4 protein-coding genes are annotated in these 12,882 nt (G+C 65.8%); 3 read left to right on the top strand and 1 reads right to left on the bottom strand.

The features are described 5' to 3' along the window. Positions 1-66 precede the first annotated feature (66 nt). The 3 genes from DPM33_RS14000 (at position 67) to DPM33_RS14010 (ending at position 11,625) form a co-directional block, all read left to right on the top strand. Positions 67-8,646 (top strand): glycoside hydrolase family 94 protein, encoded by an 8,580-nt coding sequence (locus tag DPM33_RS14000; RefSeq protein WP_112098014.1) that lies wholly within the window; start codon positions 67-69, stop codon positions 8,644-8,646. A gap of 375 nt (positions 8,647-9,021) precedes the next feature. Continuing rightward, positions 9,022-10,791 (top strand): glucan ABC transporter ATP-binding protein/ permease, encoded by a 1,770-nt coding sequence (locus DPM33_RS14005; RefSeq protein WP_112098015.1) that lies wholly within the window; start codon positions 9,022-9,024, stop codon positions 10,789-10,791. Positions 10,792-10,872: 81 nt separating this feature from the next. Beyond that, entirely contained in the window at positions 10,873-11,625 is a 753-nt protein-coding gene (locus DPM33_RS14010; protein WP_112098016.1) for a heme ABC transporter permease, read from the top strand. Between the two features lie 32 nt (positions 11,626-11,657). Here DPM33_RS14010 and DPM33_RS14015 read toward each other — a convergent pair whose 3' ends face one another. Then, positions 11,658-12,716 carry a D-TA family PLP-dependent enzyme gene (locus tag DPM33_RS14015; RefSeq protein ID WP_112098059.1) on the bottom strand — a complete coding sequence of 353 codons (1,059 nt, stop codon included), beginning with the start codon at positions 12,714-12,716 and terminating at the stop codon, positions 11,658-11,660. Positions 12,717-12,882 lie beyond the last annotated feature (166 nt).

Consider the following 12,882-nt stretch of genomic DNA (forward strand, 5'->3'; position numbering starts at 1 on the left):
GAACCGGTTTTAGGGGCATTGCCGTGGCGGTGACGCCGCATTGCGCCCCGCCTTACGGAATTTTCAATGAACATTCAGACGAACCCCAACAAGATCGAACACGCAGGCGCCGGTTTCCCGGCGGCGACGGATGCGCCGATACGCTCCAACTTCCTGCCTGAGGACCGCCTGCGCGCCATGGGCGTTTCGCTCGCCAAGGGCGAGGTCAAGGAACTGTTCGGCCTCGCCCCGTTCGAGTTCCAGGCCCGCATCCGCGACAGCGCCAAGAAGATTCTCGAAGTCTACCGCTCGACCAATGCCGCCCAGGCCAAGGGCGAGACCATCACGCCGGCGGCGCAGTGGCTGCTCGACAACAATTACCTGGTCGAGGAAACCATTTTCCAGGTCAAGCGCGACCTGCCGCGTCGCTTCTACCGGCAACTGCCGACGCTGACACTTGGCGACGGCACGGTGCTGCCGCGCGCCTTCGTCGTTGCCTGGAGCTATGTCGAGCATTCCGACAGCTCCGTCTCCGCCAATATGTTCAAGGCGATCGTCGAGGGTTTCCAGTCCGTCGAGCCGATGAAGATCGGCGAGCTCTGGGCGCTGCCCTCGCTGCTGCGTTTCGTGCTGATCGAGAACCTGCGCCGCATCGCCGTGCGCGTCGAGCGCACCAGGCAGATGCGCCATATCGCCAACGAGGTCGCAGATCGCGTTCTGGCAACCGACGACAATGCCGACCGGACCAGGATTCTGTCGACCTACAGCGCGCATGCGCAGGACACCACCTTCGCCACCCAGCTGCTCTATCGCCTGCGCGACGGATCGCAGAATGCCGGCCGGGCGCTGGAATGGCTTGAAGGCGAGTTGGAAAAGACCGGTTCGGATGCCGAGGAGATCATCATCTCGGAGCATCAGACGCTCTCCAGCGGCAACGTCACCACCGGCAACATCATCCGCGGCCTGCGCCTCATCAACGACGTCGACTGGACGGTCTGGTTCGAAGGCGTCAGCCGCATCGACACGCTGCTACGCGAGAAGACCGATTTCGCAGCCCTCGACTTCTTTTCGCGCGACCAGTACCGCACCGCCATCGAGCAGCTCGCCCGCCGCTCCGAGCTTTCCGAATACCGCGTGGCCGAAAAGGCGATCGAGCTTGCCGGCCACACGCCCGGCGTCACCGATGCGTCCGGCGTGCCCGAAACCGCCGACCCCGCCGTGCACACCGATGTCGGCTTCTTCCTGGTCGGCCCGCGCCGGCAGGAACTGGAGAAGGCGATCGGCTACCGGCCGCCTTTCTATGTGACCTTCAAGCGCGGCTTTGCCAGCGCCGGCTGGCTGGGCATTGTCGTGCCGGTATTCCTCCTAACGGCGCTGCTCTTGGTGCTGTCGGGCAGGGCGCTCGCCAATCTCGGCCTGTCGGTGGGATCGATCACGCTAATGCTGGCGCTGTTCGCGGTGCCCGCCAGCGAAGGCGCCCTGGCCTTCTTCAACACCGTGGTTGCGATGTTCCTGAAGCCGACCCGGCTTGTCGGCTACGATTACAACAAGCACGGTATTCCGGCCGAGTCGCGCACGCTGGTCGTGGTGCCCTCGCTGATCGGCTCGCGCGACGATGTCGAGGAAAACATCCGCAACATCGAGGTGCATCACCTCGCCAACACGGCGGAAGAGATCCATTTCGCGCTGTTGTCCGACTGGCCGGACTCCAAGACCGAGATCGACGCCGCCGACATCGAGATCCTGCAATATGCCCGCGACGAGATCGCCAGGCTCAACGCCCGCTATCCGTCGGAAAGCTCGCCACGCTTCTATCTCCTGCACCGCCGCCGGCTCTACAACCAGGCGCAGGGCTGCTGGATGGGCTGGGAGCGCAAGCGCGGCAAGCTGCACGAGCTGAACCTCCTGCTGCGCGGCGACAGCGACACCACCTTCCTGCCGCTCGACGTGCCGCTGCCGGAAAAGGTCGTCTATGTGATGACGCTCGATGCCGACACGCGCACCACGCGCGACGCGGTTTCGAGCCTGGTCGGCAAGCTCGCGCACCCGCTGAACCGCCCGCATTTCGATCCGGTCAAGCGCGTCGTCAGCGCCGGCTACACCATCCTGCAGCCGCGCATCACCGCCTCGCTCACCAGCGGCGACGACGCCTCCTTCTTCCAACGCGTCTTCTCGGCCAATCGCGGCCTCGACCCCTATGTGTTCGCCGTCTCCGACGTCTATCAGGACGTCTTTGGCGACGGTTCCTTCACCGGCAAGGGTCTCTACCATGTCGATGCCTTCGAGGCGGCGCTGAAGGACCGCATCGACGAGAACTCCATCCTCAGCCACGACCTTCTGGAAGGCGCCCTTGCGCGCGCTGCATTGGTAACCGACGTCGAGCTGGTCGAGGATTATCCGACCCGCTACTCCGTCGACGCCTCGCGCCACCACCGCTGGGCGCGCGGCGACTGGCAGCTGCTCGGCTTCATCTTCGACCCGCGCTCCGGCGTCCCGGCGCTGTCGCGCTGGAAGATGGTCGACAATCTGCGCCGCTCGGTCACTCCGATCTTCTGGGTCATGGCCTGCGTCGCCGGCTGGACGCTACTGCCCTTCACCCAGGCCGCTCAGTGGCAGGCGCTGATGATCCTCAGCCTGTTCATGGCGCCGACCTTCGATATCGTGAACGGCATCCTGCCGAAGAGCGGCGACCAGACGCCGCGCGGCCATTTCTCGGCGCTTGCCCGCGACACCGTGTTCGGCACGGCGCTCGTGGCGCTCAAGGTTCTGTTGATGGCGCATCTCGCCTGGATGATGGGCGACGCCATCGTCCGCACCATCTATCGGCTCTTCGTCAGCCGCCAGAACCTGCTCGAATGGCGTACCGCCTCGCAGGCGGCCAAGGGCGGCAACGATCTCGGCGCCTATTACGGCATGATGTATGGCGCGGTGATCATCGGCGTCGTCGGCCTAGCCATCCCGGTGCTCGCCGATTCCACCGGCGCCTTCGTCGCCTTCTTCTTCGCCATCTTCTGGATCGCGTCGCCCGCCGTCGCCTGTTGGATCAGCCGCTCGGCCGAAACCGAGGACAGGCTGCGCATATCGAGCGCCGACATCCATGCGCTGCGCACCTTCGCGCGCCGCACCTGGCATTATTTCGAAACCTTCGTCACGCCCGAGCAGCATCATCTGCCGCCGGACAATTTCCAGGAAAGCCCGGCGCCCGTGGTGGCGCCGCGCACCTCGCCGACCAACATCGGCGTCTATCTGCTGTCGGTCGTGTCGGCGCGCGATTTCGGCTGGATCAGCCTGTCGGATGCCATCACCCGCATCGACGCCACGATGACGACCATCGAGAACATGCCGCGCGATCGCGGCCATCTCTACAACTGGTACGACACGACGACGCTGAAGCCGCTTTATCCGCTCTATATCTCGGCGGTCGACAGCGGCAACCTCGCTGGACACCTGGTCGCGGTCGCCGCGTCCTGCGCCGAGTGGGCCGAAGCGCCATCCGTGCACCTGCAGGGCGATTTCGAAGGCATCATCGATACCGTCACCATTCTCGACGAAAGCCTGGACGATCTGCCGGACGACCGGCGGCAATTGCGGCCGCTGCGCCAGCGGCTCGCTGATCGCCTCGACGGCATGCGCCGCGCGGTGACGACCATCAAGGCGCAGCCCGAAATGGCCTCGATCCGCACCATCAACCTTGCCGTGCTGGCCGGCGAAATCCGCAAGCTCGCCACCGCCATCCACACCGAGGCGGCCTCTCCGAAGAGCGATGTCATCGCCGACTGGGCGGAACGGCTGGAAGCGACCTGCGAGGCGCATGTGCACGATTCGCACAATGACGAGAGCGCGGTCGCCGCGCTGCGCGCCAAGCTGCTCGCCTTGCGCGAGCGCTGTCGCCGCTACGCCTTCGAGATGGATTTCTCCTTCCTGATGCGCCAGGAGCGCAAGCTTCTGTCGATCGGCTACCGGGTCGAGGATCGCCAGCTCGACGAGAGCTGCTACGACCTGCTTGCCTCCGAGGCGCGGCTCACCAGCCTGTTCGCCATCGCCAAGGGCGACCTGCCGACCGAGCATTGGTTCCGCCTGGGACGCCCGATCGTCGAGATCGGCTTCCAGGGCGCGCTGATGTCCTGGTCGGGCTCGATGTTCGAGTATCTGATGCCGCCGCTGGTGATGAAGGAGCCTCAGGGCTCGATCCTCAACCAGACCAGCAAGCTCATCATCAAGCGCCAGATCCAGTATGCGCGTTCGAAAAACGTGCCCTGGGGTATTTCGGAAGCGGCCTACAACGCCCGCGACCGCGAGCTCACCTATCAGTACACCAATTTCGGCGTGCCCGGCCTCGGCCTGAAGCGCGGCCTTGGCCAGAACACCGTGATCGCGCCCTATGCGACGATTCTCGCGGCGCAGTTCAGCCCGCGCGAGGCGGTGCAGAACCTGCGGCGGCTGCGCTCGATCGGCGCGCTCGGCCGCCACGGCTTCTACGACGCGGTCGATTTCACGCCGCAGCGCGTGCCCGACGGCACCGATCACGCCGTGGTGCAGAACTACATGGCGCACCATTCCGGCATGTCGATCGCCGCGGTGGCCGACGCCATCTTCGAGGGCCGGTTGCGCGAGCGTTTCCACAGCGACCCGGTGATCGAATCGGCCGAGCTCCTGTTGCAGGAGAAGGCGCCGCGCGACATCCCGACCGCCACCGTCAGGACGGAAGCCGACGAGCGCGCCAAGGACGAGACCGAGGCCGAGAGCCCCGACAGCCGTGTCGTGCTCGACCCGATCAAGGCGCTGCGCGCGACCAACGTCATGTCCAATGGCCGCTATTCGGTCATGGTCACCGCGACCGGCTCCGGCTACAGCCGCTTCGGCGAGCTTGCCGTCACCCGCTGGCAGCCGGATCCGAGCGAGGACCGTCTTGGCTCCTACATCTTCCTGCGCGACGCCGCGACAGGCGACTGGTGGTCCGCCACCGCCGAGCCGAAGCGCGCCGAGGGCGAACGCGCCCAGACGCTGTTCGGCGACGACAAGGCGAGCTTCACCAAGTCGGTCGGCTCGCTGCGTTCGGAAGTCGAATGCATCGTCATTTCGGAAGGCAATGGCGAAGGCCGCCGCATCACGCTCTACAATGACGGCGCCACAGATCGGCACATCGAGGTGACCTCCTTCGCCGAGCTGGTGCTCGGCAACGAGGCCTCGGACAACGCGCATCCGGCGTTCTCCAAGATGTTCATCGAGACCGAGATCGCGCCGAACAACGGCGCGATCTTCGCCACGCGGCGCAAGCGCGACAAGAACGAGCCAGACCTCACAATGGTGCATTTCGTCACCGACCCGGCGGGCCCGTCGCGCGATGCCGAGGCCGAGACCGATCGGCGCGCCTTCATCGGCCGTGGCCGCACCATCGCCGATGCCGTGGCCTTCGACCCCGGCGTCAGGCTGTCCGGCGGCCAGGGCTTCACGCTCGACCCGGTGGCGGCGCTGCGCCGCCAGGTGCGTGTGCCGGCCAACAAGAAGATCTCGCTGACCTTCTGGACCGCCGTCGGCGCCAACCGTGGCGAGCTCGACGAGGCTATAGCCCGCCTCGACCACCAGGAGAGCTTCGCCCGCCAGGCCATGCTGGCCTGGACGCGCAGCCAGGTGCAGACGCGGCATCTGGGCTTGAGCCTCACCGACGCCGCCAATGTGCAGAAGCTGGCGCGCTACCTGATCTATCCCGATCCGTTCCTACGCTTGCCGGCCGAATCCATCGCGTCGGGCCTCGGCCGCCAGTCGAGCCTGTGGCCGACCAGCATCTCGGGCGATTTCCCGATCTTCCTCGTGCGCATCGGCGACGTCGCCGATCTCGAGATCGTCGCGCAGGCGCTGCGCTTCCAGGAATATATGCGCGCCCGCGGCATGATGATCGACTTCGTCGTCGTCAACGAGCAGGCCTCGTCCTATGTGCAGGACCTGCAGCGCGCGGTGGAGACGCTGTGCGAGAACAGCCGCCTGCGCGGCCGCGAGCTGGGACCACGCCAGCACATCTTCGCGGTGCGCCGCGATCTGATGGACGAGCCGACCTACAAGACCTTGCTGTCGGTGGCGCGCGTCGTCCTGCATACGCGCAACGGCACGATCTTCGATCAGCTCGAACGCGCCGAGACGGCGGCCCTCCAGGCCCGCGATGCCTTGCTGCAGGCGGAAGGCGGCAGCCCGCGCGAGCCCACTCCGCCGCTGCCCTTGCCAGTGCCGGCAAGCCGGGATGGCGGCGACATCGCCGCCGACGGCAGCGGCCTCAGCCTCTGGAACGGCTTCGGCGGCTTCGACGGCGACGGCCGCCATTATGTGACGCGGCTGACCGGGCGGCGTTCGACGCCGCAGCCCTGGATCAACGTCATCTCCAACGCCTCCTTCGGCTTCCATGTCTCGGCCGAGGGCGCCGGCTTCACCTGGAGCCGCAACAGCCGCGACTATCAGCTGACGCCATGGTCGAACGACCCGGTGTCGAACCGGCCGGGCGAGGGCTTCTATATCTACGACCAGCTGAGCGGCAAGGCGTTCTCGCCGATGGCCGCGACGGTTCGCGATCCGTCGATGACCTACGAGACCTGGCACGGCCAGGGCTTCTCGACCTTCCGCTCCAGGCGCGGATCGCTGGCGATGGACCTGACGCAGGTGGTCGACCCCACCGATCCTGTGAAGATCAGCCGGCTGCGCATTCAGAACGCCGGCTCGGCGCCGGCGCGGTTGCGCGTCTACGCCTATGCCGAATGGGTGCTGGGCGGCCACCGCTCGCGCACCGCGGCGACCATCGTGCCTTCTCGCGACGCTGCAACGGGCGCGCTGCTGGCGCAGAACCCCTACGGCCTCGACTTCGGCGAGCGGGTGGCCTTCCTGGCGGCCGCCCATCCCGTCCAGTCCGTGACCGCGGACCGTTCCGAGTTCATCGGCAGGCACGGCACGACCGAGTATCCGCAGGCCGTGCTGGGCGGGCTTGGGCTTTCCGGCCGCATCGAGGCGGGCGACGATCCGTGCGCGGTCGTCACCAGCGACATCGAGATACCGGCCGGCGGCGACGTGACGCTGTTCTGGCTGCTCGGCGACGCGGCCACGCCCGCCGAGGCCAGCGCGCTGGTGCAGACCCATCGCGGCAAGGATTTCGACCAGCGCCTGGCCGACAATGAAAAGGCCTGGCGCGGCTTCCTCGACACCATCCAGGTCGAGACGCCGGACGAGGCGATGAACGCCATGGTCAACCACTGGCTGCCTTACCAGAGCCTGGCCTGCCGCATCCGCGCGCGCTCGGCTTTCTACCAGGCAAGCGGCGCCTTCGGCTTCCGCGACCAGTTGCAGGACACGCTGGCCTTGCTGGCGCACGACCCGAAGCTGGCGCGCGACCAGATCCTCAACGCCGCGCGCCGACAGTTCCCGGAAGGCGACGTGCAACATTGGTGGCTTCCGCGCACCGATGCCGGGGTGCGCACCATGATCTCGGACGACGTGGTCTGGCTGGCGCAAGCGACGGCCCGCTACATCGAGGTGACCGGCGACGCCGCGATCCTCAAGGAGCAGTTGCCGTTCATCGACGGACAGGAGCTCGGCGAGGGCGAGCATGACGCCTTCTTCACGCCCGAGATCACCAAGAACACAGCGTCGCTCTACGACCATTGCGCGCGGGCGCTCGATCTCGCGATCAAGCGCAGCAGCCCTGCAGGCCTGCCGCTCATCCTCGGCGGCGACTGGAACGACGGCATGAACCGCGTCGGCGAGGGCGGCAAGGGCGAGAGCGTGTGGCTGGGTTGGTTCCTCCTGAAGACGCTCACCGACTTCGCGCCTGTCGCCAAGGGGCAGGGCGACGCCAAGCGGGCGCAGGCCTGGACAAGACACGCGGACGCGCTGAAGCGAGCGCTGGAGAGCACGGCCTGGGACGGCCAGTGGTACCGGCGCGGCAGCTTCGACGACGGCTCGCCGCTCGGCTCGCACAATTCGGACGAGTGCAAGATCGACTCCATCGCCCAGTCCTGGAGCGTGCTGTCGGGCGAGGGCGATCCGGCGCGCTCCACGACGGCCATGGAACAGGCGACCAAGATGCTGGTCGACGACGAGCTCAAGATCGTCAAGCTGTTCACGCCGCCCTTCTCCAAGAGCGAGAAGGACCCCGGCTACATCAAGAGCTATCCGCCGGGCGTGCGCGAGAATGGCGGCCAGTACACCCATGCCGCCACCTGGTTCGTGATCGCATTGGCCGAAATGGGCCGCACCGACGAGGCCTATCGCTGCTTCTCGATGCTGAACCCGGTCAATCACGCTTCCGACGAGGCAGCGGCCGAACATTACCGCGTCGAGCCCTATGTCGTGGCCGCGGACATCTATTCCGGCGAAGGCAAGGGCGGGCGCGGCGGCTGGACCTGGTACACGGGCTCGGCCGGCTGGCTTTACCGCGCCGCGGTGGAAGGCATCCTCGGCATCGAGCGGCGCGGCAAGGAGATCACGTTTAGGCCGAAGCTGCCCGGGCACTGGGACGGCTACGCCGCGACGCTCAAGATGTTCGGCGGCGAGATCAAGGTTCGCGTCATCCGCGACAAAAAGACCAAGTCGATCTCGCTAGAAGTCGACGGCTCGAAGAAAAAGTCGGCTTCTTTCGAGCCGAAAGCCGGCGACAAGACCGAAGTCGTCGTCAGGATACCTGCATAAAATCAATGGCTTGGCTTGTTGGTCGCGCATCCTCCGGGGTGCGCGGCCAATCGCCGTTTTTTACTTGGTGCGGTTGCCGCGCCGGATTCCTTGCCTTCCTTTAGGGCAGGCTAAGCAAGCTGCCGGTGATCAAAAATGTGGCAGCGCGGGGCAAGTGCCATTATTTTGCCGCAAGGCTGACATTTCACCTTTTATCTCAAACCGTTAGGTGATCACGTCAGATTTCGTACCGTCGTCATCTTTTGTTCGCTAAATGGGAACGGAAGGGATAGACGACGCATTGTTTCGCGACACGTTTACCGTTACGTGTCAAAAAATGGTGCGGTGCACAATAGCGGCATTGAGCACGGACAAGAGTTTGGCGGAGTAGCTGAAGTGTCACTTCTGCAGATCTACTTTAGAGCGCTGGGTTATCTGGCGGCCGACAAGAAGCGCGTCGCGCTGATTTGCCTCGCCAACGTCGCGCTCGCGGCGATCGCGATCCTCGAGCCTATCCTGTTGGGTCGGGTCATCGGCGCCATTTCCGAAAAAGGCGCGGTTTTCTCGACGCTCGCTGTCTGGGCCGCCCTCGGTGCCTTCAACGTCGTCGCTTTCGTGCTGGTGGCGCGCGGCGCCGATCGCTTCGCCCATGCCCGCCGCTCTGAAGTGCTCTGCCAGTCCTTCGAGCGCGTGATCACCATGCCGCTCGCCTGGCACCACCAGCGCGGCACCTCCAATTCGCTGCACACGCTGCTGCGCGCCGTCGAGACCCTGTTCAGCCTGTGGCTCGAATTCATGCGCGTGCATCTGTCGACCGCCATCGCGCTGGTGCTGCTGGTGCCGACCGCGCTTGCCATGGACGTTCGCATGTCCATCGTGCTGCTCGGCCTAGGCGTGCTCTACGTTGGCATCGGCCGTATCGTCATGCGCCACACCAAGTCGGGGCAGACCGCCGTCGAACGCCACTACCACACTGTCTTTGCCCATGTCTCCGACAGCGTCAGCAATGTCGCCGTGCTGCAGAGCTACAACCGTATTGGCCATGAGACCGCGACCTTGAAGCGTTACGTCAAGGACCTGCTCGACGCGCAGAACCCGGTGCTCGACTGGTGGGCGATCGCCAATGCGCTGAACCGCCTGTCCTCGACCATCTCGATGATGATCGTGCTGTCGATCGGCGCCTATCTCGTCACCCAGGGCCAGCTCCGTGTCGGCGATGTCGTCGCCTTCACCGGCTTTGCCGGAATGCTGATCGCCCGTCTCGACCAGATGTCGGCTTTCACCACGCAGATTTCCGAGGCGCGCGCCAAGCTCGAAGACTTCTATCGCCTCGAGGACTCGGCCGCCGAGACCGTCGAGCCCGATGGCCTGCGCGAGCTCACCAACGTCACCGGCCATGTGCGCTTCGAGGACGTCAGCTTCGAGTTCGCCAACTCCGGCCACGGCATCGAGGACGTCTCGTTCGAAGTCCAGGCTGGCCAGACGGTCGCCATCGTCGGCCCGACCGGCGCCGGCAAGACGACGCTCATCAATCTGTTGCAGCGCGTCTTCACGCCCTCCAGCGGCCGCATCCTGATCGACGGCGTCGACACCCGCACCGTGACCCGCAAGTCGCTGCGCCACTCGATCGCCACCGTCTTCCAGGACGCCGGCCTGCTCAACCGCTCGATCGAGGACAACATCCGCGTCGGCCGCGCCGATGCCAGCAATGACGAGGTGCACGCCGCCGCCAATGCCGCCGCCGCGCAGGACTTCATCTTGTCGAAGAGCTGCGGCTACGACACCGTCGTCGGCGAGCGAGGCGGCCAGCTCTCGGGCGGCGAGCGCCAGCGTATCGCCATCGCCCGCGCCGTGCTGAAGGATGCGCCGATCCTGGTGCTCGACGAGGCGACCAGCGCGCTCGACGTCGAGACCGAGGACCGCGTCAAGGAAGCGATCGACGAGCTGCGCCGCAACCGCACGACCTTCATCATCGCCCACCGCCTGACCACCGTCCGCGATGCCGACCTCGTCGTCTTCATGGACAAGGGCAAGGTGGTTGAGATGGGCGGCTTTACCGAGTTGTCGCTGCGCAACGGCCGTTTCGCCAGCCTGCTGCGCGCCGGCGGCCTGCTCAATGACGAGGAAGTCCGCCGCCTCAGCCGTCCGGTGACGGAAGCGGCGTAAGTTCTTCCCTTCTCCCACAAGGGGGAAGGGAAAGGCGCTCCCCGATTGCCCCCGACACACTGCCGGTCTATTTAGGACTGCATGAGCGACACAACCTCACGCTTCAGCGCCTGGACCGATCTCGCCAATCCGACGCGCTTCGTCGGGCTGGCCGACAAGGTCATTCCGTGGCTGGCCGCGGCCGCGGCGATCCTGCTCGGAGTGGGCTTGTATATGAGCTTCACCGCGCCGGAGGATTTCCAGCAGGGCATCACCGTGCGCATCATGTATATCCATGTGCCTTTCGCCTGGCTCGCCATGATGTGCTACACGATCATGGCGATCTCGGCGCTGGGCACGCTGGTCTGGCGCCACCCGCTGGCCGATGTCGCGCTGAAATCGGCGGCACCGATCGGCGCCACCTTCACCGCGCTGGCGCTGATCACCGGCTCGATTTGGGGCAAGCCGATGTGGGGCACCTGGTGGGTGTGGGACGCGCGGCTGACCTCGGTCTTCGTGCTCTTCCTGATGTATCTCGGCATCATCGCGCTGACCCGCGCGCTGGACGATGCCGGCCGCGCAGCCTGGGCCGCCGCCATCATCACGCTGGTCGGCTTCATCAATATCCCGATCATCAAATTCTCGGTCGACTGGTGGAACACGCTGCACCAGCCCGCTTCGGTCTTCCGCCTCGGCGGCCCCACCATCGACCCCTCGATGCTGTGGCCGCTCGCCGTGATGGCACTGGGCTTCACGGTGCTGTTCTTCGCGCTGCATCTGATGGCCATGCGCACGGAGATTTTCAGGCGCCGGGTGACGGCCATGCGCAGGGTTGCGGCAAGGCAGGCCGCTTAACCTTCTCCCACAAGGGGAGAAGGAAAAGCCACTCACCCCATCTTCCCACGCGCCGCCACCGGCAGCGTTGCCAGCACCTTGTCACCGTCGATAAGATGCACCTGGTCGAACAAATTCGTCACCACGCAGCAATGGTCGGGAACGACGCGCACGCGCTGGCCGATGCGCAAGCCGGCGCCTTCGGCAAGCGTGACGGTGCCATGCTCTTCGCTCAAGCCCGTGACGCGGGCGCCCGGAATACCGAGCAGCTCGCCGAACTCCGGCAGCCCCAGCGTGTCGGAGGACAGCGCCTTGCTGCCGCTGTCGAGGATGGCGCGCGTCGCCGTCGGGTGGCTGACCACAGTGGCGAGTACCGTCAGCGCGCAGTCATCCAGAGTGCCGACGCCTTTGGCGACCTGGTAGCGGTCGAGATAGATGTAGGTGCCGGGCCGGTATTCGGTGACGACGCTGTCCTCGCCCGAGCGCCACATGTCCGGCGTGCCGCCGCTGGAGATGCGCGCGCATTCGAGACCGGCCGCGGCAAGCGCGCCGCGCGCGGTCTTCAGCCAGGCCTCGGCCTCGGCGGCGCGTCCCGCCGCCGGATAGGTCATCAGCCCGCCGAAGGCGAGGCCCTTTGCCTGGTCGATCACCTTCGCCAGCGCCAGCGCCTCGTCGGCACTCTGCACGCCGCAGCGGCCCATGCCGGTGTCGCACTCGACCAGCACGGACAGCGGATGGCCGGCATCGGTGAAGGTGGCGGCAAGTCCTTTGAGCGTCTCGCGGCTGTCCGCCGTCACCGACAGTGTGACGCGGCCATGCAGCGTCTTGAGCCGTTCGAGCTTGCCGCGCCCAAGAATGTTGTAGGGCAGAAAAATATCGTCGAGCCCGGCATCGGCCATCACCTCGGCCTCGCCGATCTTCTGGCAGGTGATGCCGACGGCGCCGGCCGCGACCTGCTTCTTCGCCCAGTAGGGCAGTTTGTGCGTCTTGATGTGCGGGCGGAGCTTCAGCCCATGCGCGTCGGCATGCGCCTGCGCGCGTCTGATGTTGGCTTCGGCGCGGGCCGCATCGATCAGGATCGCCGGCGTGTCGAGGTCGTCTATGCTTGGCATGAAAATCACCGTTCAGGGCATGTCTTCCGAACGGCGACCCGCTTCCGGACAAAGACATCGCGTTAAATCAAATCAGTTGGGTTTATGGCCCCGAACGCAACCGATGTCACGGGCCAGAACCGTGAGTTTGCGTCGACAGCGAACCGGCATTGGGCTATTCGGAGGG

This window comes from Mesorhizobium hawassense (assembly GCF_003289945.1).
Taxonomy (GTDB): domain Bacteria; phylum Pseudomonadota; class Alphaproteobacteria; order Rhizobiales; family Rhizobiaceae; genus Mesorhizobium; species Mesorhizobium hawassense.